Genomic DNA, 21,584 nt, shown 5'->3' with positions numbered 1-21,584 from the left:
TAGATCCCGATGGTTCGCGTACTGGTCTATCTCTTCATCATCGCGCTCGTCGCCGTCGGCGCGGTCTGGCTCGCCGACCGGCCGGGCGAAGTCTCGATCCTCTGGCAGGGCTACCGCATCGAGACCAGCGTCGCGATCGCCGCGATCGGCGTCGTCGTGCTCGCCTTCCTCACTTTGGTCGCCTGGGCGATCATGCGCTTTGTCTTCGGGCTGCCCTCCGCCTTCGGCTTTGCGTCACGGGCACGGCGCCGGGCACGCGGTTTCGAGGCGATTTCGCGCGGCATGGTCGCGATCGGCGCAGGCGATCCCATCGCCGCCGGACGCCATGCCGTCGATGCCCGCAAATTCGTGGCCAATGAGCCGCTGACCTTGCTGCTCGAAGCGCAGTCGGCCCAGCTCTCCGGTGATCGCGGCCAGGCCGAGGCCGCCTTCAAGGCGATGCTCGACAAGCCGGAAACCCGCGTGCTCGGCCTGCGCGGCCTCTTCGTCGAGGCGCGCCGGCGCGGCGACATGACCGCGGCCCGCGCCTTCGCCGACGATGCGGTGCGCCGCTCGCCCTCGCTTGCCTGGGCCAATGATGCTCTGCTCGATTTTCACACCGCCGCAGGCGACTGGCAGGCGGCTCGCACCGCGGTCGAGCGCCGGGCCGCGCTGCGCCTCGCCGACAAGGGCGAGGCCAAGCGCCAGCGCGCCGTCCTGCTCGCAGCCGAGGCGCTCGACGCCAAGGATCGCGAGCCCGAGAAGGCCCTCGCCGCCGCGCTCGAAGCGGTCAAGCTCGCGCCCGGGCTGACACCTGCTGCCGCGTTGGCCGGCCGGATGCTGTCGGAACGCGGCGACATCAAGAAGGCGGCACGATTGCTGGAAGCGGCCTGGAAGCAGGTCTCGCATCCCGATGTCGCCAGCGCCTATCTCGATGTTCGGCCCGGCGACAGCGCCCGCGACCGCCTTGCCCGTGCCGAGACGCTGACCAAGCTGCGCCCAGCCGATCCCGAAGGCGTGCTGGCGCTAGCCGGCGCGGCTATCCACGCCCAGGATTTCGCCCGCGCCCGCTCCACGCTGAAGCCGCTGCTCGCCGGCGGCGCATCGGTCCGCGCCTGCCTGCTGATGGCCGAACTGGAAGAGGCAGAGCACGGCGCCACCGGCCGCGTGCGCGAATGGCTGGCGCGTGCCACCCGAGCCCCGCGCGACGCCGCCTGGGTCGCCGATGGCCTCGTCTCCGACCAATGGCTGCCGATCTCGCCGATCTCCGGCCGGCTCGATGCCTTCGTCTGGACCGTTCCTCCGGCGACGCTCGGCAGCCAGGGCGCCCATCTCAACGATGACGTGCTGGCCGATCTCGACGAACCCTCGGCGCCATTGCTGGAAGGCAAGGCCGAGGTTGCGGAGGCCGTGACGGTGCCTGCTCCGGCCGGGCTTGCCCCGCCCGTGACGCTCGAGCAGCCGAAAGCCGAGGCAAAGCCGGAGCCCAAGATCGAGACCAAAGCGGAACCGCCTGTCGCGCCAACTCCGCCTCCGGCCGAGCCTGTCGTCGAGATCGCACCGGTGACGACGAAGCCGGCGCCCCAGCAGGCTAAGCCCGCCCCGGTCGTCTTCCCGGTCGCGCATGCGCCTGACGATCCTGGCCCGGAACAGCAGGCGCCGGGCGAGGCCAAGGGGCGGTTCCGGATATTCAGCTGATACCACCGGATACGTCATTCTCGGCCGGAGCGAAGCTAGAGGGCCGAGCATGACGTGCAGCTGCCTTGCACACCGGGGGTGCGGTTTTCTATCCGCACGCCTATAGACGGCGCATGACCACGTCCGAGAACACCACCTCAAAGTCTCCCGCCACCGAGCTCGTCATCGAGCCGGAACAGGCGGGCCTGCGCCTCGACAAGGCCCTCGCTCTGCTCGGCGGCGAGGTCTCGCGCGCCCGCCTGCAGCAGGTGATCAAGGAGGGGGGCGTCAGCGTCGACGGCGCGGTTGTCGTCGATGGCAGCCGCAAGGTTGTCGCCGGCCAGCGCCTCTCCCTCGTCATGCCAGAGGCCAAGCCGGCCGCACCGATCGGCCAGGACATCCCGCTCACCGTCGTCTTCGAGGACGAGCACCTGATCGTCATCGACAAGCCGGCCGGGCTCGTCGTCCACCCCGCCGGCGGCCATGAGGACGGCACGCTGGTCAACGCGCTGATCGCCCATTGCGGCGAGAGCCTCTCCGGTATCGGCGGAGTGCGCCGGCCCGGCATCGTCCACCGGCTCGACAAGGACACCAGCGGCCTGCTCGTCGTTGCCAAGAACGACAAGGCCCATCGCGGCCTCGCCAAGCAGTTTGCCGACCATGGCCGCACCGGACCTCTGGAACGGGCCTATCTTGCGATAGTCTGGGGTTCGCCACGTCGGCAGACCGGCACAATCGATGCCGCGATCGAGCGCTCCAACCGCAATCGCGAGAAGATGATGGTGGTCGGCGAGGGGCGCGGCCGCGAGGCGATCACCCATATCGAGCTGATCGAGCGCTACCCGCCACTGCTACGTGGCCATGAGGAGATCGAGGCACTGGCCAGCTTGGTCGAGTGCCAGCTCGAGACCGGTCGTACCCACCAGATCCGCGTCCATATGAGCCATATCGGCCACCCGCTGCTCGGCGACCAGCTCTACGGCTCCGGTTTCATGACCAAGGCGAGCCGTTTGCCGGAAAAAGCCCAGGCCGCGCTCGCCGATCTCGGCCGTCAGGCGCTGCATGCCCGCCTGCTCGGTTTCGAGCATCCGGTCACCCGCGAGGAATTGCGCTTCGAGTCGGAACCGCCGGCCGACTTTGCACGTTTGCAAGCCGAGCTCTCGATCCTGTGACGGATTTTTGCTGCGCTGCCCACTTTCCGCCACCCTCGCATCGTCTATACTGCGCTGCGAAAGCGGATGGCTAAAGGGGCGCCGCTGAGGTGCTGGACTAGCGACTGGACGGAGGTCGTCGCTGGAGGGTGCACCGAAAATCCTGCCCGATGGAACATCGGGTGGTTGGCTCGCCGCGAAGCGGGAGCCGGAAAAGGAGTACGAGCATGGCGATTGCATCGCTGCCCGTCATGTCCGCGGAGGGCGGACTTTCACGTTACCTGGATGAGATTCGTCGGTTCCCGATGCTGGAACCGAACGAGGAATTCATGCTGGCCAAGAGCTGGCGCGAGCATGGCGACCGCGACGCGGCCCATCGGCTCGTGACGTCACATCTGCGCCTCGTCGCCAAGATCGCCATGGGCTATCGCGGCTATGGGCTGCCGATGGGTGAAGTCGTGTCGGAAGGCAATGTCGGCCTGATGCAGGCGGTCAAGCGCTTCGAGCCCGACAAGGGCTTCAGGCTCGCGACCTATGCGATGTGGTGGATCAAGGCCTCGATCCAGGAATACATCCTGCGTTCCTGGTCGCTGGTGAAGATGGGCACCACCGCGAACCAGAAGAAGCTGTTCTTCAACCTGCGCAAGGCGAAGAGCAAGATCTCGGCGCTTGGCGAGGGCGATCTCAAGCCCGACCAGGTCAAGAGCATCGCGACCAAGCTCGGCGTCAACGAGCAGGACGTGATCGATATGAACCGCCGCCTCGGCGGCGACGCTTCGCTGAACACGCCGCTGCGCGAGGATGGCGAAGGCGAGTGGCAGGACTGGCTGGTAGACGACAGCGAAAGCCAGGAGCGCCGCCTCGCCGATTCCGAAGAGAGCGACAATCGTCATCTCGCCCTGCGTGAGGCGCTTGGCGTGCTGAACGATCGCGAGCGCCGCATCTTCGAGGCGCGCCGCCTCGCCGAAGATCCGATCACCCTGGAGGAGCTCTCCGAGGAGTTCGGCGTCTCGCGCGAGCGTGTCCGCCAGATCGAAGTCCGCGCCTTCGAGAAGGTGCAGGACGCGGTCAAGAAGGCACTGGTGAAGATCGAAGCGCCGCGGGCCGCCCTGCCCGCAGCCTGATCAGTAGAGTGGTAGCAGCGGCTGCAAGGGCAGCCTGAGCGGCCCGAGGAAGACCCTGCCTTCGCGCAGGACCAGCGGCGGCAGCGGCGAAAGCCCTGCCGCCGCATTGCTTTGCCCGCCATCGCTGCGCCCGCCGAGCAGGGCGCCGAGGCCCGCGGTCAGGCCGCCGACCTTGATGCCGGCAATGCGATCGACACCGGCCACTGCAGCCGAAACCTTCCCGGCCGGACGGTGCGCCTCGTCGAGCGCGATCAGGCCCGTCGCCTCGAGCCGCGTCGGCCCCTTGGTCAGCGCGAGCTTGGTCACCTCCAGACCGCCGCCTGATGTCCGCCAGGCTTCGAGCGCATCGGGATTGAAGCCGCGCCGGAAGGCTGGCGCCCGCGACAGGCTGGCCTGCAGGTCGAGATCGGCGAGTTGGCCGTTGCCGAGCAGCGCCTCCAGCGCCGGCAGCACCCCGCCCTTGGCGTTGACGGCGAGATCGACCGTACCCTCACTGGCGAAGCGTTGCGGGTTAGGCCGCAGATGCGCTTCGGCAGCAGTCGCTCGCCAAGTCTCGGCGGCAGCCTGCCCGGGTTCGGTGACGGTGAGCACCGGTTCACCCAGCACCAGCGAGAAACGCTCGAAGGCGAGCCCGCTGAGATGCAGGCTGGCGGCGAGCCCCTTCCAGTCGAGCGCGGCTTTCCGCCCTTGCGGCAGGTTGGCCAGCATCGGCCCAGTCATCTGCAGGATGATGTGACCTGGGGTCCAGACCTGCGCAACTGCCACCGCCTGGCCGGCATCGACCTTGACCTCGTCGCCCCAGCGCGAGGAGGTCAGCGTCAGGCTGGCGCAGCGCACCTCGATGCGGAAGGGATAGCCGCCGACGTTGCGACCCCGGCAGGTCCAGTTGCGTCCGGCGCGGGCCTCGCGGGCGATGCCGGCATCGAGTTCCTGGTCGACCTTGCTGCGCGCGAAGCCCCAGATGCCCGACCAGCCGGCCGCGAGCAGCGCTAGCAGCGCGAAAGGCGCATAGAGCCAGAAGCGACTGTGCCGGCGCACGGGCGTGATATCGGACATGCGCGGGCGCTCCATTGCGAAAACCTCGGCAGGTTGATAGCGACCGGGGCCGCAACGCGCCAGCGTTGGCGGAGGTCACCAGCAACGGATCGCGAAGGCCCTCTCTGGCGAGGCAAGCAGGCTAAATTATGAGGAACGGGATGACGGCGCCGCTTCCGCCGGAAGATCTCTGGGTGTTCGGCTACGGCTCGCTGATCTGGCGCCCGGGCTTTTCCTTCGTCGAGCGCGTCGGCGCGCGCCTGCACGGCTTCCACCGCGCGCTCTGCATCTACTCGCATGTCCATCGCGGTACGCCAGAGCTGCCGGGCCTGGTGCTCGGCCTCGATCGCGGCGGCATCTGCCGTGGCGTTGCCTTCCGCGTTCCCGCCGAACAGGCCGAAGAGACGATCGATTATCTGCGCGCCCGCGAGCAGGCGACCGCGGTCTATCTCGAACGGCGGCTCGCTTTACGGCTCGACGACGGCCAGCGTGTCAATGCGCTGACCTACATCGCCGACCGCAACCATCATCAATATGCGGGTCGCCTGCCGGAAGAGGCGGTACTCGCGCTGGTGCGTCAGGGGAAGGGCGTCTCGGGCGAGAATCCGGACTATGTCCGCCGCACCCACGAGCATCTGCACGAGATGGGCATCCACGACCCGCTGCTCGCCCATCTCGTGGCCGAACTCGACAGGACAGGGCAGCCGGCGCCGATCTGATCGCTCACGCCTCGGGCATCAGGTCGAGCAATGCGGCGCGGCGGCTGGTGGCGTCCTCGGCGAGCAGATGGACATGGATCTCGCTCGCGCCGGCCATGGCGACGGCATCGCGCCAGCGTGTCAGTGCCGCATCGATGCCGAACGGCCCGCTGTCGCGCGCCGCGACGATCTTGCGATCAGGCGAGACCGCCAGCAGCACCACATCGCTGAAGCCGAGCGCATGCCCGTCCTGGACAGCGAAGACCGAGGCGACATAGCGCCGGCCCGAGCGGCCGCGCCAAGCGGTGAAACGGCGCTCGGCGAGATGGGCGGTCGCGCGCAGCGGCATTTCCCGCACCTGCCCCGGCACGACCTCGTCGTCGCCGAATGGCGAAACGGCGCGCTCCACCTTTGCAGGTTGCAGCGCCTCCAGCAGGTTGAGCTGGCGCGGCATCTTGTCGATCGACCGGTTGCGGTCGAATGGGAACCGGGCTCGGGCGAGAGCAGCCATATCGTTCCTCCTTTGTTCTAGAACAAAATCGGAACAGCGCGGTCCATTGTCAAGGCCGATCAGGCTTGGGGTTGCGGCTCCTGCCGTATGCTGACAGGAGCAGGCACGCCGAGCCGATCGAGTTCGGCCAGCCCATCCGCCAGGAGGCGGTTGCTCGCGGTCTCGATCTGCTCCTGCAGCAGGGTGTGAAATTCCATTTTGGCTAGGCCAGGTGGAATCGCCGGCAGGATCTCGACGCGGATCGTGCCAGGCCGCTTGATCAGGCTGCGGCGCGGCCAAAACAGGCCGGCGTTGAGCGCGACCGGCACGCAAGGTACGCCGAGTTCGGTGTAGAGATGGGTGACACCATATTTGTAGGCCGGCTCGGCCCCCGCCGGACGGCGCGTGCCTTCCGGAAAGATCATCAGCTGCCGCCCGTTCTGGCCGAGTTCGATCTTGGCCCGCCGCGTCACCTCCTGCAGCGCCCGGCTGCGCGCCCCGCGATCGACCGGGATCATCCTGAGCTTGATCAGGCACCAGCCGAAGAAGGGCAGCCAGGTCAATTCACGCTTGAGGATGTAGACGGGATTAAGGAATACCGTCACCAGCGCGAAGGTTTCCCAGGTCGACTGGTGCTTGGCGGCCATAATGATGCCGCCGGGCGGAATGTTCTCGGCTCCGACGATCTCGCAGCGCGTGCCGACGATCACCCGCATCAGCCAGATCGAGCTCTGCCCCCAGAGCTGCGCGATCCTCAGCAGGAAGCGCGGCGGCAACACCATCGTCACCATGGCTGCGAGCAGCCAGAATGCGAGGTTCAGGTAAAAGGCGACGTTGAAGAGGAGCGAGCGGATCAGCAGCATGGTCCGCAAGAACCCCGACAGCCGGAATGCGTCAAGAGCCCTCTTGCATCGGATCAGGCTCCGCGGGCCGGCGCAGCCGCCCGAGAGCGCTTGTCGTGCTCGGGGCCGATCTGGTCGCCGGGCTTAGGCGACACGGGCTTGCGGCCGCCGATGATCACGGACAAGCGCGAGGTCTCGGGGTCCGTCTCAAGCTTGCTGCGCACGCCGGCGACGAGATATTTGAGGTATTCCGGCACCAGCAGGCGGATCGCGTGCCAGTCGCGCCACCAGGCGGCGACGTCGACTTGGTCGGTCACCACCGGATGCGGCACGAAACGCACGCCGGGCATCGCATGCTCAAGTTCGAGCAGCGTGCGCGGCATGTGGTAGTTCGAGGTCACCACCAGCAGCGAGCGGAAATTGTGGCGACGGACCCAGCGCCGCGTCTCGATGGCGTTGCCGATCGTGTTGCGGGCGCGATAATCGAGATCGACACAGCAGGCCAGCGCCTCGCGCGCGCTCGGGTTGAGCTTGGCCAGCTCCTCGCGCCCGGTCTTCTCGTTGACGCCGCTGATCAGCAGTCGTCGCCCACGTTCAGCATTGAGCAGGCTGACGGCATCGCCGATCCGCTGCGCCCCGCCGGTGACGACGACGATCGCGTCCGTACGGGGCGGAGTAGCTGCTTCGGTCACTGAGAGGCGCGTGGCGAAGCGGACATACCCCGCAGCCAGAACCATCGCCCCGACAAGGCAAGACCAGAGCAGGACGCGGCCTAGCCAGCGCCGCCATGTCGAAGCGCCGGCCGTCATCGGTCGCAGGGCAGCCAAGCTGTCCTCAACAGGGGAAAGATGACCTTGCCGGGTTCCAAGCAGCACCATCAAGTTGGGAAACTAACCGCCCAATCGGGCACAATGACGGCACTCTCACAACCCCGCCGCGAAGCGAGTCAGCCCATTGCCCGCAGATAATGCCGCACCGTCAGCCGCGAGACGAGTCCTGCGATCGCTGCGACCACGGCTGCAACGAGCACGACGACCGCATAGCCCGACCAGCCGATCTCGAAGGCCCCGAACAGGGCCTGCAACTGATCGGCCTCCGGAGTCGCGCTCCAGGCCGACGACAAAAGACCGAGCAGCGCGATCGCAAGGATCGCCGCCAATCCGCCGGCTGCGCCACCGCGCAGGCCGAGCGCGACGAAACGCGTCTGGAATTCGCGGGCAATGAACTCGTCGGTCGCGCCGACAAAATGGAGCACCTCGACCGAATCGCGGCTGCCCGCCATGGCGCCGCGCGTGGCGAAGGCGACCGCGAGTCCGGCCGCGACCAGCACGAGCAGAACCACCGCGACACCAGCCAGGATGATGGTGCTCGCCATGGTCGAGAGGCGGCGCACCCAGAGCCGGTGATCGTCGAGCGTCGCGCTCGGCACTTCGCGCCGCAACGTCTGGCCGAACGTGACGAGATCATTAGCGACGGCCGAGGAGAGCCGCAGCACGATTAGCCGCGGCACCGGCAACTCGACGAGATCGAGCCCGGCACCCAGCCAGGGCTCGAGCAGCTTGTCCGATTCGGCGCGCGGCATCGGCCGCGCTTCGGCCACGCTCGGCACCGCCCGGGCAAGCTCGACTGCGCGCGCAATATCCTGCTCGATGTTCCGACGCGGATCGGGCCTGACCTGGATGGTCATCTCGTTCGCGACCGCACCGCGCCATTGCTCCGAGGCGCGGGCGGCGAGCAAGGCCGCTCCGGCGCTCAACGCCGCAAGGAAGGTCAGGATGGCAATGACGACGACAAGCGCGCGCCCGGCAACCGAATCGACCGGCACCAGGGGCTGATCGCGCCGCAGGCTGGCCGGCAGGCGCTGACCGCCGCGCGGACGCTCCTCCTCCGCCTCGTCCATATCGAGGTGCTCAGGCATCGACATGCAGATGTCCGTCCGCCAGCACGAGGCGGGGCGCGTCGTAGAGCTCCATCAGAGCGATGTCGTGGGTCGCGATCACCACCGCCGTCCCCAGCGACTGCAACTCCATGAAAAGCCGCAGCAGCCGCCGGCCGAGACCAGGATCGACATTGCCGGTCGGCTCGTCGGCGAGCAGCAGCTGCGGTCGGCTGATCAGGGCGCGCGCAATCGCGGCGCGCTGCTTCTCACCGCCGGACAAGACGGCGGGCACCGCATGCATCCGTTCGCCGAGCCCGACCCAGCGCAAGAGCTCGACGACCTCGGCGCGATAGCTCGCCTCCTCCTTGCCGATCACGCGCAGCGGCAGGGCAACGTTCTCATAGACCGTCAGATGGTCGAGCAGCCGGAAATCCTGGAAGACGACACCCATGCGCCGACGAAAATCGGTGAGCGTGGCGGCTTCGAGGCGGGAGACGTCCTGGCCGAACAGATTGACCAGGCCGCGCGTAGGCTTGAGCGCCATCAGGACGAGCCGGATCAGCGTGGTCTTGCCGGCTCCCGACGGCCCGGTCAGGTACTGGAACGAGCGCGGCGCGATGCTGAAGTTGATGTCCTTCAGCACCTCCGGCCCCATCCCGTACCGCAACCCGACATTCTCGAACCGAACCAACGCTGCTCCTCTCGCTCACTCAAATCCGAATCGTGCCGGACGGGCGCCAAGCCAGCGCGATCCTACACCCAGACGATAGCCCGGCGGGAAGCGCCGAACGTGTTTTCCTCAATCACGCATGGATCCCTTTCGATCGGGGTGGACCCGGGCCCGAAGCGAAAGGTGGCTTTACGCGACATTAACCATAAATCGACCCTATGAAGCGTGGAGCCGCGTGCCGCTTCCGCTTCTGCTTGCTTGAGGCGGCGAGAGGATCAGGCTTCGCACCGATACCGCGCGGAGCAACCGTTTTCTGGGCCATGCTGATCGTCTGCCCCAATTGCGCCAGCCGATATGAGATCGCCGAGGCCAAGATCGGGGCCGGCGGTCGCAAGGTGCGTTGCGCCAGCTGCCAGATGACCTGGCAGATCGAAGCCCCTCAGGCTGCCGAAGCGCAGCCGACGGACGAGGTTCTGCGGTCCGACCTGGAGGCCGCAATCCCGGACCTTCCCACTGCTCCCAGCCCCGAGCAGACAGCGGCGGAGCTTGAGGAAGAGCTGCGCCGCGCCGCCGAGATCGATGCCGATATTTCGGCAATCGCAGCCGAGCGGACCGAGCCCTCGCAGTCGGATGCAGCACCGTTGCCGCCGCCTCCTCGGAAGCGAAACTGGGCCAGTGCCCGCAACCCGCTTGCGCGCCTGCCGTCGGCTGCCGCGAGCGTCCTCGCGGTGGCAGGCGTCGCCATTCTCGGACTCGGTGTCTGGCAACGCGAGCACGTCGTTCGGGCAATACCGCAACTTGCCGGCCTCTATGACAAGATCGGCCTGCCGGTGAATGTGCGCGGACTCGCCTTCAGTGCCGTCGAGAGCGAGCTGGTTCAGGACCCGCAGGGGCGTTTCCTGGTGGTCACTGGCGACGTCACCAACATCACCAGGGGCACGGCCAAGGTGCCGCCGATCACGGTGACGGTACAGGCTGAGGATGGCAAGGTGCTCTACAGCTGGACGACGGAGCCGCCGCGCCCATCGCTCGAATCGGCCGAGCTGATGCATTTCCGCGCCCGCCTCGCCTCGCCACCGGAGAACGGTCGCTCGGTCCAGCTGCGCTTCGGCACGACTAACCCCAACGGCATCGCCGCTCTCTACTGATTTCCCACACCTGGTTTCCCGCCTCCGGGGCACCGGCCGCTTCAATTGTCGGCGCATGGACGCTATGACTAGGGCCTAAACAGTTTAGCCCGCGATCACGGGGCTGCGCGGGCATGGGCCCGCGCCTATAAGGAATGGTCGTCGATGTCCCAGCCCCAGCGTATCCGCGTTCTCTACGACGAGGCTGCGATCGCCGCCCGCAATGCCGAAATGGCTGCCGAGATCGCAGCCGATTCCGGCGAGGACCTGCTCGTCGTCGCGGTGCTGAAGGGCAGCTTCATGTTCGTCGCCGACCTGATTCGGGCCATGCATCGTACCGGCATGACCCCGCAGGTCGAGTTCGTGCACCTCTCTAGCTATCGCGCCGCCACCATCTCTTCCGGCCAGGTCGAGATCCTGCGCGACGTCCAGAGCGATGTTCGCGGCAGGCAGGTGCTGCTCGTCGACGACATCCTCGAATCCGGCCGCACGCTCGCCTTCGCTAAGGATCTGCTGGCCGCGCGGGGGGCCGCCCGGGTCTCCACCGCCGTCTTGCTCGAGAAGCCGGCCAAGCGCGCCGTCAATATCCAAGCGGACTATGTCGGCTTCGAGTGCCCCGATTATTTCGTCGTCGGTTACGGCATGGACGTCGCTCATTCCTACCGCCAGTTGCCCTATGTCGGCGTGATCGAGACCGCCGATCAGGCCGGCCTGCCGGGGATCTGAACGATGTCGCGCATTCTCGTGGTTGACGACGAAGAGAGCCTGCGCTCGCTGGTCGCGCGCGGCCTCGCCATGGACGGGCATGATTGCCTGACCGCCGGCGACGGTGCCGAGGCGCTCGACATCCTGATGGCCGAGCAGGGTCGGTTCGATCTGCTGCTCACCGACATCCGCATGCCATTGATGGACGGCATCGCCCTGGCGCTCGCCGCAAAGCAGCAATTCCCCGACCTCACCATCATGCTGATGACCGGTTATGCCGAGCAGCGCGAGCGGGCCAAGAGCCTCGAGACGATCGTCGAGGAGGTGATGACCAAACCCTTCACCATCGCCGAACTGCGCGAGACGGTGCTGCGCGTGATCGAGCGCTCGATCGGGTGAGTTGGCTCAGCGATTCAGCCACCAGATTGACGCGTTGAGGAGGGTCGCGAACGAGACCCAGGCGAGATAGGGCACGAACAGCGCTGCAGAGAGCCTGTCGCCCAGCCCAGCGAAGCGCCGCATCGTCCAGACTATCGCCACCAGCAGCAGCGCGATCACGACGAGCCCGCCGGCCGGGCTGTTCAGGCCGAAGAACACGCAGGACCAGAGCATGTTGAGCGCAAGCTGGACGTGGTAGGCGAGCAGCGCCTGCACCCTGTCCGGCGTATCATCCGGCAAGCGCAAGACGCGAAAAGCAACCAGCGCCATCAGTGCGAACAAAGCCGTCCAGACCGGAGCAAAGAGCCAGTTCGGCGGATTGAAGGATGGCTTGGCGAGGCCGGCATACCAGCCGGGAATCTGCGGCACCGTCACCGCGCTGCCGATCAGCGAAGCCGCCACCACCGGCAGGATGGCAATGAGGACGGAAATCCATACTGTCGGCTGACGGCCGGCTCGATCTGTCGATATGTTCATGCGGCAAGGATGGGGTGTCTCTGCGCTCCGGACAAGGCGAGCCTCTTGCACTGCAGCAAACCGAATGAGATGAATCGTCTCTCATAGTAGAAAAATTGGATCACCCATGACCGCGCGCCCGCTGCACCCCCGTTCGCTCGCTGCTCAAGCGATGGGCAAGATCGATCCATTGACCAAGGCCGTGGTGCCGCCGATCCATATCTCGACCACCTATATCCGTGACGAGGACAACGCCTATTCCACCGGCTTCATCTATGGCCGGCCGGACAACGAGACGGTGCACGAGGCGCAGGCCGTCCTCGCCATGCTGGAAGAGGCCAAGGCCGGCGCCCTGTTGTTCAGCTCGGGCATGGCGGCGGCGACTGCCGTGTTCCAGGCCCTGTCCCCTGGCGATCACGTCGTCGCCTCCAAGGTGATGTACTGGGCGCTGCGTTCCTGGCTGCTGACCGAGGCGACGCGCTGGGGGCTGAAGATCGACTTCGTCGAAAGCGACGATCTCGCCAAGCTGAAGGCCGCCGTGCAGCCCGGCGTCACCAAGCTGGTCTGGATTGAAACGCCATCCAACCCGCTCTGGACCATCACCGATATCGCCGCAGCTGCCGAGATCGCCCATGCAGCCGGCGCCAGACTCGCGGTCGACTCGACCTGCGCCTCACCCGTGCACACCCGCCCGCTCACACTCGGCGCCGACATCGTCATGCATGCCGCCACGAAGGTGCTGAACGGCCATTCCGATGTGATCGCGGGCGCGCTGTGCGCTCGACAGGATGATGAGTTCTGGGCGCGCATCAAGACCGTGCGCAAGGGCCAGGGCGGCATTCTCGGCCCATTCGAGGCCTATCTGCTGATGCGCGGCATGCGCACGCTCCATGTCCGGCAGGAGCGCCAGTCGGCCTCGGCCATGGTCTTGGCGCAGAAGCTTTCCGCCCACCCGCTGGTCTCGCGCGTGCTCTACCCCGGCCTGCCGCAGCATCCCGGGCACGACATCGCGGCGCGCCAGATGGAGGGCGGCTTCGGCTTCATGCTCTCGGTCCAGGTCACCGGTGGCGAGTCGGCGGCGATCAAATCGGCTGCCCATGTCGAGCTCTACAAGCGCGCCACCTCGCTCGGCGGCGTCGAGAGCCTGATCGAGCACCGCGCCTCGATCGAAGGCGCGGGCTCGCCTTGCCCACCCGATCTGCTGCGTCTCTCGACCGGCATCGAGGATGTCGACGATCTCTACGACGATCTCGACCAGGCGCTGAAGGCCGGGCACCGCTGAGACCTAGAACCAGATCCCCTTCGCCGTCGTCAGCAATTGCCGGCGGTCGGCGAGGCCGTTGGCGCCGCCATTGATCAGCTGGGTGACGCGGACTGCATCGTCGCGATCGGCAGCCGCGTTGATCTTGCGGTCGCGCCAATAGGCGAAGGCGATCTGGACCGAGACGCGCGGGTCGAGCGCGAGCTCCGGCCGCCCTTCCAGGTCGACGTTCAGCATCCGGCCGATGCGCTTGTAGTTGGCCCGGCCAGTCAGCTGGAAAATGCCGCGCCCGTGATAGCGCGCACCGTCGCCGGGCTCGGTGTTGCCGAGATCGGCACGGCCTTCGTAGCGAGCAAACTGCTTCTTCCCGCCCTTCTCCTCCAGCGTGCGGAAGCGGTCGCTCTCATGCGCGGCTTGAGCCAGGAAATGGCAGACGCGCAGCGGCGTCGTCAGATCGGCCTCGGCGGCGAGCCGATCGAAATGCAAGGCGATGTTGTTCATGATTTCTGCCTTGCCCATCGGCGCCAGGCGGGCGAGCCGCGTGACCGTTACGGCAAGATCCGGCACCCGCGGAGCCTGCGGCTCCTCGACGGGGACTTCCTCGGCTGGCGATCCTTGCATCGACATGGCGGCACTCCGGTTGCGCTTTGCGCCAGTATGCATCCGTTTCGCAGTGCGGGGATAAATCCACCTGGCAGTCGTCATGGCCCTGAAACAGGCGGCGGCTAGCGAAGGCGACCGCCTCAGGAAAATCCGCCATGACCGACCAGACCGCCCTCAGCCGCCGTACATTGCTCGCTGCGCTCGGCACCGCCATCCTCGCCGCGCCCGCCCTCGCCCGCTCGCTTCCGGCCCTGCCGACGCGCGGCCTCGGCACCGACACCGGCTATTGGGACGCGGTCCGGCGCCTCTACAGCGTCACCCCCGACATGGTGAACCTCGAGAACGGCTATTGGGGCATCATGGCCGAGCCGGTGAAGGCTGAATACAAGCGCCTGACCGATTTCGTGAACTTCGAGAACACGGTCTACGCCCGCACCAAGATCGGCCAGGACCTCGACAATGTCCGGACGCCGCTGGCCGATTTCCTTGGCGTGGCTCGCGAGGAGATCGCGCTGACCCGCGGCGCGACCGAGGCGCTGCAGACCCTGATCGCCGGCTACAACAAGCTGAAACCCGGCGACGGCGTGCTCTATGCCGATCTCGACTATGATTCGATGCAGTACGCGATGAATTGGCTGAAGGGCCGGCGCGGTGTCGAAGTCGCCAAGTTCGACATCCCCGAGCCCGCGACCAAGGCGAATGTGCTCGCGGCTTATGAGGCCGCGCTCAAGGCCAATCCGAAGACGAAGCTGCTGCTGCTCACCCATATCAGCCACCGCACCGGGCTGATGATGCCGGTCAGGGAGCTTGCCGCCATGGCCAAGGCGCGCGGCATCGACGTCATCCTCGACGCCGCCCATAGCTGGGGTCAGGTCGACTTCAAGGCCAAGGACCTCGGCGTCGATTTCATCGGCTTCAACCTGCACAAATGGATCGGCGCACCGCTCGGTGTCGGCGTCATGTACATCGCCCGTGATCGGCTGGCCGATATTGATACTCATTACGGCGACGAGGACTTCAAGGCCGACGATGTCCGCTCGCGCATCCACACCGGCACGCCGAACTTCGCCGCCCAGCTCGCCGTTCCCACCGCGCTCGCCCTGCATCAGGAGGTCGGCCCGCAGGCCAAGGAAGCGCGCTATCGGCATCTGCGCAACTACTGGGTCGCCAAGGCGCGCGAGCTCAAGGGGATCGAAATCCAGACTCCGGACGATCCGGAGATGGTCGCCGGCATCACCTCCTTCGCGTTGACCGGCAAGCGTTCAGCCGCCGACTGCAACGCCGTCGTCGCGTCGCTGCGCGACCAGCACAAGGTGATGACGGTGCGCCGCGGCGGCGTTGCCAAGGGCAACACCATCCGCGTCTCGCCAGCGCCCTATCTGACCGAAGCCGATCTCGACCGCTTCATTGCAGCGCTCGCGATCGTCTCGGGCAATCGCGCGGGCTGACCAAGCTGAGCGTCATTCTCGGGCAAAGCGAAGCGCAGACCCGAGAATCTCAGGACCAGAGAATGCTGGTTTCCGAGATGCTCGGGTCAAGCCCGAGCATGATGGGAGACGTCGGCGCTCAATTCCGCCGCAGCAGGCGCTCGAGATAGTCGAGTTCTTCGGTCGGACGCAGCGGATCGCCAAGACGCCGGCGCAATTCTTCCAGGATGCGTCGCGCCCGCTGTGTAGCGCTCTCGTCGGCGCCGGGCACACGCACGCGGCCATCGGCCCAGTCGCGCTGACGCTGCGGCCGTCCGAGCGGGTCGTTGTTGTCGCGCTGCTGTGCCGAAGGTCGGCCGGCCGGGCGCCCATCCGGTTCGCCATAGGCGTTCTCGTTGCCCTCGCCCTCGCCAGGTTCGCCCTGCATCTGCTGGGCCAGATTCTGGCCGCCCTTGCGCAGCGCTTCGAGCGCGCGCCCCTGCGCGTCGATCGCCTGCCCATCCTGACCCTGGCCGAGCTGGCCTTCCGCCTCGCGCATGGCGTCCTCGGCCTCGCCGAGCTCGCCCGGGTCGGCGCCCATGCCGCGCATGCGCCGCTGCAGATCCTGCAGGCGTTCGCGCAGCGCCTGCTGGCGCTGCGACAGGCCCTGACCCTGGCCCTGCCCACCTTCAGCGTTCTGGCCGTCCTCGCCCTCGCCGTCTTCGCCGTTCTCGCCAGGCTGTTGTCCGGGTTGCTGGCCACGCTGCCCGCGCTGGCCCTGCTGCCCTTGCTGGCGCTGGCCCTGCTGGCCGGGACGCGCCTGCTGCTGGCCGGGGCGCTGGCCGCGCTGGGCCCGGTTCTGGCGCTGCTGGTCCTGTTGATAGGTCTCGTCGCGCAATTGCTGCTGCTCGCGAGTCATCCGGTCGAGATCGCCGAGCGCCTGGTTCATCTCGCGTTGCCGCGGATCCTGCTGGCCGGGGCGCGCCGTCTTGAGATTGTTCAGGAGGTTGTTGAGCTCCTCCATCAGGCGCTGCGCCTCGGCCATGTCGCCGCGCTTCGACAACTCCTCGATGCGGTTGAGCATGTTCTGCAGGTCGCGCGGCGTCACCGTGCGGAAATTCTCGGGCAACTGCGCCTGGTTCCGCTCGCCATTCTGCTGCTGGCGCTGCATCTGCTGAGCTAGCTCGCGCATGAATCGGTCCATGGCGCGGCGCATCTCTTCGGTGAGCTTCTTGATCTCGTCCTCGGTGGCGCCGCGATCGAGTGCCTGCTGCAAGTTCTCCTGCGCGGCCCGCAGCGCCTTTTCGGCATCCGACAGGTCGCCATCCTCGAGCTGCAGCGCCAGCACCCACATCATCTCGGCGGTATCGCGCAGCTGGTCGTCGCTGGCGGCACGGCGCAAACGCTCGCTAATCATGCGCATGCCAAGATAGACGCCGGTCTCCTTCATGAAGCGGTCGGGCTCGATCATCATCGCGTCGAGCGCAAGCTGGACCTTCTTGCGCGTATCGACGTCCATGATCAGCTTGCGACGCTGCTCGACCAGCGCCTTGGCCAACGGCTTGGTGAAAGTCCGCTGCGGCAGCGTGACCTCGACTGTCTCGCTGCGCCCCTCCTGTCCGGTCTCGTCGCGCGCCAGGAGGCTCAGATTGACCTTGGCGCCGGCCCAGGGATGGGCTGAGAAGTCGACCGTGCTCTTCATCTCGTCTTCGCCAGAGCCGGAGGATGGCACCGGCAGGATCTGCTTCGGCGCCTCCACCAGCGAGCGACCGCCCGCGAGGGGGGCGACGCGCGAGACGATGACCTCGGCCGAGGCGATGCCGTAATCGTCCTTGGCGCGGTAGCTGATGCCGAGCCCGCCTTGCACGCCGCTGACCGGCTTGGGTGGCTCGGCAAAAGCGATCTCAGGCTTCTGGTCGATGATGGCGTGCAGGCTCAGCGTCTGGGCGGGAGCGCCCGAGCCGGTGATGCGCAAGGTGCCGTCGCCGGCGAGCAGATAGCGTTTCTCCGTCACCGCGACCGTGTTCACCGGTGCAGCCTTGGCATCAGCCGGTTTGGCTTCGCCAGGCTTGCCCTCGACAGGCACGACATCGAGCCGGCCGGTGGTCGCGACATCCATGCCGCTGCGCCCGGCAATGCGCACTACCACCGTCGACTTCTCGGGCACGTTGAAATTGGGGCTCGCCAGCCTGGCGAAGTCGATCAGGATGGGCGGCATGCGCGTATAGGCCGGCGGGTCGATCCAGGCGTCGATCCGCACCGCGGCTGCAGCAAGGGCCGGACCGCGCCAGTCGAACGCGGCGGTGAGCCGCGGCAGGACCTCGTGCCCGGCGACGAAGAAACCGGCGACAGCGGCAACCAGAGGCGCCGCACGCAGCGCCCGCTTGTCACGCCCCGCCATATGCGGTTGCGGTGGAGCCACCTTGAGTGCCGCGACATGGGCGCCCTGCCGCTGCAGATGCAGCGTCCACAGCGCCTGCGAGACCGGGTCCTTGCCGCCGACCGCGAGCGTATCCTCAAGCGCAGTCGCCGGGCGATGCGCGCCATCCATGGAATGGTCGAGCCGAGCCAAAGCCTCGCGGCGGCTCGGCCAGCGGCCGGTGATGGCCGGCCAGAAGCTTCCCAGCAGGAGGAGAGCGAAGATGGCCGAGCCGGCGGCACGCCCCCACCAGGGCAGGTGCAGCCAGAGGCCGAACCAGGAGACGGCAAGAAAGAGCAGGACGACGCAAAGCGGCGCCCACAGCTTCGGCCAGAGCCGCTCCCAGGCGAGCGACAGCCGCGACGCCATGGTGAGGCGTTCCAGCCGCTTGCGGATCGTCCCACCTGTGTCGAGCGCCGTACGGCGCGGTGTTTCGCTCATCCGATGCTCCGAGCCGCCCCCGCGGCGCCTCTCTTGGCTTCATCGATCGAGCGGAGAGGCTAGCACGTGATTGTGGCGTGACCAGCACTCAGGCGCGATACCCCACAGGCGCTCCGCTTATTGTGAAGCGTCGTCAGGGCAGCCAGGGCGGTGCACGATCCGTGCCGATAAGCTCTTCATAGGTCTGGCGCGGCCGCGTCACGGCGAATTTGTCGCCCTTCACCAGCACTTCGGCAACGAGCGGGCGCTGATTGTAGGTCGAGGACATACTGGCGCCGTAGGCGCCGGCGGTCATGAAGGCGATCAGGTCGCCGGGCTTCAGCTCGGAGAGATCACGCCCGGTGGTGAAAGTGTCGCCTGATTCGCAGATCGGCCCGACCACGTCATAGGCGATCGTCTTCGCGCCTTCCGCCGGCTCCGCGACCGGCCAGATCTCGTGATAGGCCTCGTACATCGCCGGCCGCAGCAGGTCGTTCATCGCCGCGTCGACGACGAGGAATTGCTTGGTCGGGCGCGGATTGAGATGCAGCACCCTGGTCAGTAGGATGCCGGCATTGCCGACGATCAGCCGCCCCGGCTCGAAACCGAGCTCGGCGTCGAGCCCCTCGGTTACCCTCGCAACCATCGCGGCATAGGCCTCGATCAGCCCGGGGCCGTGGTCGAACTCCCTGGGGATGTCGTAGGGGATGCCGAGGCCGCCGCCGAGATCGAGCCGGTCGACCCGGTGTCCCTCGGCCCGCAGCGCCAGCACGAGATCACGCATCTTGGCATAGGCCGCCTCGAAGGCTCCGACTTCGCGGATCTGGCTGCCGATATGGACGGCGAGCCCCATGATGCGCACGCCCGCCATGTTGGCGGCACGGGCATAGAGCCGGTGCACCTCCTCGAAGGAGACGCCGAACTTGTTGGCTGAGGAGCCGGTGGTGATCTTGGCGTGGCCGCCGGCACCGATGTCGGGATTGACCCGGAACACCGCTTCCTGGCGCTTGCCCAGGCGCTGCGCCACCTTTGACAGCAGGTCGAGCTCGCCCTCGGTCTCGATATTGATCTGGAAGATGCCGGCCTCGACAGCGAAGGCAAGCTCGCTCTCAGCTTTGCCGACGCCGGAGAAGACGATCTTGCCAGCCGGGAAGCCCGCCGCGAGCGCCTTGCGGATCTCGCCTTCGGAGACCGTGTCGGCACCAGCGCCGAGCGCGGCAAGAGTCTTCAGCACGCCGAGATTGCTGTTCGCCTTCATGGCGTAGAAGACATGCGCCGGCTTGCCCGGCGCGGTCGACTTCATCGCCGCTTCGTAGAGGCGATAATGCCGCTCGATCGTCGCCGAAGAGTAGACGTAGACCGGCGTTCCGACCGTCTCTGCGATCTCGCGCAGGTCGACATCCTCGGCGAAGAGCGCGCCGTCGCGATAGCCAAAATGATGCATCGTCAGCTCAGAGCAGCGGGTCGAGCACGAAGGACGATTCGGGAATCGTAATGGCCTTGTTCGTCTTCGGTGGCTTGCCCAGCGGCGAAGCCTCCGTCGCGTTGAAGGTGTTCTCCACTGCACCGACCTGCTTGTCGGGCAAGGCGACCGCGTTCTTGGCATTCGGCGGTGGCTCCAGCGGTCCGCGGCGGCCGCAAGCGGTGAGTGCGAGGCCGAGCAGACCGATCACCAGCACGGTGCGGCCGAGTTTCAGGCGGGATTGCGGCACGAACGATGATCCTTGGGCGAAGCTTCGGGACGAGTGTAGCGAATGGCGCGCAAGCTTGCGAGCCTTTGCGCCGGGATCATGGCTGCGGCTTCGCGCCCTTGGCGAGCAGCTTCAGCCAACGGCGGGCCTGCCGCTTCACATTGGCGGGAGCGGTGCCGCCATAGCTGGTGCGGCTCTTCACCGAGCGCTCGACGCCGAGCACGGCGAAGATCTCGTCGCCGATCTTGGGTTCGACCTCCTGCATCTCGGCAAGCGAGAGCTTCTCCAGCCCGACACCCTTGGCCGAGGCGATGCCGACGAGCCGGCCGGTGACGTGGTGCGCGTCGCGGAAGGGCATCTTCAGCACGCGCACCAGCCAGTCGGCGAGGTCGGTCGCCGTCGCGTAGCCGAGGCCGGCAGCCTTCTTCATCACCTTGAGATCGGGCTGCATGTCGCGGACCATGCCGGCACTTGCAGCAAGGCAGAGTGACAGGGTCTGCACCGCGTCGAAGGTGCCTTCCTTGTCCTCCTGCATGTCCTTCGAATAGGTCAGCGGCAGGCCCTTCATCATCGTCAGCATGCCCTGCAACGCGCCGAAGATGCGCCCCGCCTTGCCGCGCACCAGCTCGGCCGCGTCGGGATTGCGCTTCTGCGGCATGATCGAGGAGCCGGTCGAGAACTTGTCGGAGAGCTTGACGAAGCCGAATTGCGGCGTCGCCCACAGCACGATCTCCTCGGCGAGACGCGACAGGTGCATGGCGCAGATCGAGGCAGCCGACAGCGTCTCCAGCACGAAGTCGCGATCCGAGACCGAATCGAGCGAGTTCGCCGTCGGCCGGGAAAAGCCGAGCGCCTTGGCTGTCATGTGCCGGTCGATCGGAAAGGAGGTGCCGGCGAGCGCGGCGGCGCCGAGCGGGCATTCGTTCATGCGCTCGCGCGCATCGCGCAGCCGACTGCGGTCACGCGCCAGCATCTCGACATAGGCGAGCAAATGATGACCGAAGGTAACCGGCTGGGCCGACTGCAGATGGGTGAAGCCTGGCATCACCGCACCGGCATAGGTTTCGGCTTTCTCTGCCAGCGCGAGCTGGAGGTCGGCGACCTGCTCGTCGAGCTGGTCGAGCGCGTCGCGGACCCAGAGCCGCATGTCGGTCGCGACCTGGTCGTTGCGCGAGCGGGCGGTGTGCAGGCGCCCGGCGGCGAGCCCGATCCGCTCCTTGAGATTGCTCTCGATGTTCATGTGGATGTCTTCGAGCGCGCGCGAGAACGTGAAGCGCCCGGCTTCGATCTCGGCCTCGATGCCCTTGAGTCCGGTCGAGATGACGTCCACGTCGTCCTTCGTCAGGATGCCGGTCTCGGCCAGCATGGCGGCGTGCGCCAGCGAGCCGCGAATATCCTGGCGCCACAGGCGCTGGTCGAAATCGATGGAGGCGTTGATCTCCTCCATGATGGCGTCGGGACCTGTGGCGAAACGCCCACCCCACATGCGGTTGCTCACGGCGGTCTTTCCTGC

Annotated in this window: 21 protein-coding genes; 9 read left to right on the top strand and 12 right to left on the bottom strand. The window is 66.9% G+C overall.

Annotated elements, in window-relative coordinates; all coding sequences use genetic code 11:
• Window positions 1-9 precede the first annotated feature (9 nt).
• The 3 genes from BLM15_RS27430 (at window position 10) to rpoH (ending at window position 3,931) form a co-directional block, all read left to right on the top strand.
• Window positions 10-1,677 carry a heme biosynthesis HemY N-terminal domain-containing protein gene (locus BLM15_RS27430; protein WP_126115712.1) on the top strand — a complete coding sequence of 556 codons (1,668 nt, stop codon included), beginning with the start codon at window positions 10-12 and terminating at the stop codon, window positions 1,675-1,677.
• 113 nt (window positions 1,678-1,790) lie between these two features.
• The gene (locus BLM15_RS27425; RefSeq protein WP_126115711.1) at window positions 1,791-2,828 is read left to right on the top strand and encodes an RluA family pseudouridine synthase; all 1,038 of its coding nucleotides are present in this window, start codon (window positions 1,791-1,793) and stop codon (window positions 2,826-2,828) included.
• A gap of 206 nt (window positions 2,829-3,034) precedes the next feature.
• Window positions 3,035-3,931, top strand: a complete 897-nt coding sequence (rpoH, locus tag BLM15_RS27420) for an RNA polymerase sigma factor RpoH (RefSeq protein WP_110491463.1) — start codon at window positions 3,035-3,037, stop codon at window positions 3,929-3,931.
• Here the strand turns inward: rpoH and BLM15_RS27415 are convergent, their stop codons facing one another.
• Window positions 3,932-4,987: a DUF2125 domain-containing protein gene (locus tag BLM15_RS27415; protein ID WP_164547660.1), complete on the bottom strand. Its 1,056-nt coding sequence runs from the start codon at window positions 4,985-4,987 to the stop codon at window positions 3,932-3,934.
• Window positions 4,988-5,127: 140 nt separating this feature from the next.
• On the opposite strand from BLM15_RS27415, the gene BLM15_RS27410 reads away from it, so the two are divergent.
• The gene (locus tag BLM15_RS27410) at window positions 5,128-5,685 is read left to right on the top strand and encodes a gamma-glutamylcyclotransferase (RefSeq protein WP_126115709.1); all 558 of its coding nucleotides are present in this window, start codon (window positions 5,128-5,130) and stop codon (window positions 5,683-5,685) included.
• A gap of 4 nt (window positions 5,686-5,689) precedes the next feature.
• On the opposite strand, the gene BLM15_RS27405 is transcribed toward BLM15_RS27410, so the two are convergent.
• The 5 genes from BLM15_RS27405 to BLM15_RS27385 form a co-directional block, all read right to left on the bottom strand.
• The gene (locus BLM15_RS27405; protein ID WP_126115708.1) at window positions 5,690-6,175 is read right to left on the bottom strand and encodes a hypothetical protein; all 486 of its coding nucleotides are present in this window, start codon (window positions 6,173-6,175) and stop codon (window positions 5,690-5,692) included.
• Between the two features lie 59 nt (window positions 6,176-6,234).
• A complete protein-coding gene (locus BLM15_RS27400) occupies window positions 6,235-7,017 on the bottom strand; it encodes a lysophospholipid acyltransferase family protein (protein WP_126115707.1) in 783 nt (260 codons plus the stop codon).
• A gap of 53 nt (window positions 7,018-7,070) precedes the next feature.
• Complete coding sequence (locus BLM15_RS27395; RefSeq protein WP_236846450.1) at window positions 7,071-7,823, bottom strand: YdcF family protein; 753 nt, start codon at window positions 7,821-7,823, stop codon at window positions 7,071-7,073.
• Window positions 7,824-7,942: 119 nt separating this feature from the next.
• A complete protein-coding gene (locus BLM15_RS27390; protein WP_236846449.1) occupies window positions 7,943-8,920 on the bottom strand; it encodes a cell division protein FtsX in 978 nt (325 codons plus the stop codon).
• Window positions 8,907-9,530, bottom strand: a complete 624-nt coding sequence (locus tag BLM15_RS27385) for a cell division ATP-binding protein FtsE (protein WP_236846812.1) — start codon at window positions 9,528-9,530, stop codon at window positions 8,907-8,909. Before BLM15_RS27385 ends, BLM15_RS27390 begins: the two co-directional genes overlap by 14 nt.
• A gap of 335 nt (window positions 9,531-9,865) precedes the next feature.
• Between BLM15_RS27385 and BLM15_RS27380 the strand changes: the two genes are divergently transcribed.
• From BLM15_RS27380 to BLM15_RS27370, 3 genes are all read left to right on the top strand, one after another.
• On the top strand, window positions 9,866-10,693 hold the full coding sequence (locus tag BLM15_RS27380; RefSeq protein WP_164547659.1) for a zinc-ribbon domain-containing protein: 828 nt from the start codon (window positions 9,866-9,868) through the stop codon (window positions 10,691-10,693).
• Window positions 10,694-10,837: 144 nt separating this feature from the next.
• The gene (gene hpt, locus BLM15_RS27375; protein ID WP_110491471.1) at window positions 10,838-11,398 is read left to right on the top strand and encodes a hypoxanthine phosphoribosyltransferase; all 561 of its coding nucleotides are present in this window, start codon (window positions 10,838-10,840) and stop codon (window positions 11,396-11,398) included.
• 3 nt (window positions 11,399-11,401) lie between these two features.
• Window positions 11,402-11,776, top strand: a complete 375-nt coding sequence (locus tag BLM15_RS27370) for a response regulator (RefSeq protein WP_057191730.1) — start codon at window positions 11,402-11,404, stop codon at window positions 11,774-11,776.
• 6 nt (window positions 11,777-11,782) lie between these two features.
• On the opposite strand, the gene BLM15_RS27365 is transcribed toward BLM15_RS27370, so the two are convergent.
• Complete coding sequence (locus BLM15_RS27365; RefSeq protein WP_126115705.1) at window positions 11,783-12,292, bottom strand: TspO/MBR family protein; 510 nt, start codon at window positions 12,290-12,292, stop codon at window positions 11,783-11,785.
• Between the two features lie 106 nt (window positions 12,293-12,398).
• Between BLM15_RS27365 and BLM15_RS27360 the strand changes: the two genes are divergently transcribed.
• Window positions 12,399-13,553, top strand: coding sequence for a trans-sulfuration enzyme family protein (locus BLM15_RS27360; protein WP_126115704.1), 1,155 nt, complete (start codon window positions 12,399-12,401; stop codon window positions 13,551-13,553).
• Window positions 13,554-13,556: 3 nt separating this feature from the next.
• Here BLM15_RS27360 and BLM15_RS27355 read toward each other — a convergent pair whose 3' ends face one another.
• Window positions 13,557-14,159 carry a glycoside hydrolase family 19 protein gene (locus tag BLM15_RS27355; RefSeq protein WP_164547658.1) on the bottom strand — a complete coding sequence of 201 codons (603 nt, stop codon included), beginning with the start codon at window positions 14,157-14,159 and terminating at the stop codon, window positions 13,557-13,559.
• Window positions 14,160-14,290: 131 nt separating this feature from the next.
• Here BLM15_RS27355 and BLM15_RS27350 point away from each other — a divergent pair, with 131 nt between their 5' ends.
• Window positions 14,291-15,583 carry an aminotransferase class V-fold PLP-dependent enzyme gene (locus tag BLM15_RS27350; protein WP_126115702.1) on the top strand — a complete coding sequence of 431 codons (1,293 nt, stop codon included), beginning with the start codon at window positions 14,291-14,293 and terminating at the stop codon, window positions 15,581-15,583.
• A 118-nt stretch (window positions 15,584-15,701) separates the two neighbouring features.
• Here BLM15_RS27350 and BLM15_RS27345 read toward each other — a convergent pair whose 3' ends face one another.
• From BLM15_RS27345 to argH, 4 genes are all read right to left on the bottom strand, one after another.
• Window positions 15,702-18,401, bottom strand: coding sequence for a TIGR02302 family protein (locus BLM15_RS27345; RefSeq protein ID WP_126115701.1), 2,700 nt, complete (start codon window positions 18,399-18,401; stop codon window positions 15,702-15,704).
• 133 nt (window positions 18,402-18,534) lie between these two features.
• On the bottom strand, window positions 18,535-19,824 hold the full coding sequence (gene lysA, locus BLM15_RS27340; protein ID WP_126115700.1) for a diaminopimelate decarboxylase: 1,290 nt from the start codon (window positions 19,822-19,824) through the stop codon (window positions 18,535-18,537).
• Window positions 19,825-19,831: 7 nt separating this feature from the next.
• The gene (lptM, locus tag BLM15_RS27335) at window positions 19,832-20,092 is read right to left on the bottom strand and encodes an LPS translocon maturation chaperone LptM (protein WP_126115699.1); all 261 of its coding nucleotides are present in this window, start codon (window positions 20,090-20,092) and stop codon (window positions 19,832-19,834) included.
• A 76-nt stretch (window positions 20,093-20,168) separates the two neighbouring features.
• Entirely contained in the window at window positions 20,169-21,569 is a 1,401-nt protein-coding gene (gene argH, locus BLM15_RS27330) for an argininosuccinate lyase (protein WP_126115698.1), read from the bottom strand.
• Window positions 21,570-21,584: the final 15 nt, after the last annotated feature.

Source organism: Bosea sp. Tri-49 (assembly GCF_003952665.1).
Taxonomy (GTDB): Bacteria; Pseudomonadota; Alphaproteobacteria; order Rhizobiales; family Beijerinckiaceae; genus Allobosea.
This window is presented reverse-complemented; position numbering and strand designations above follow the sequence as displayed.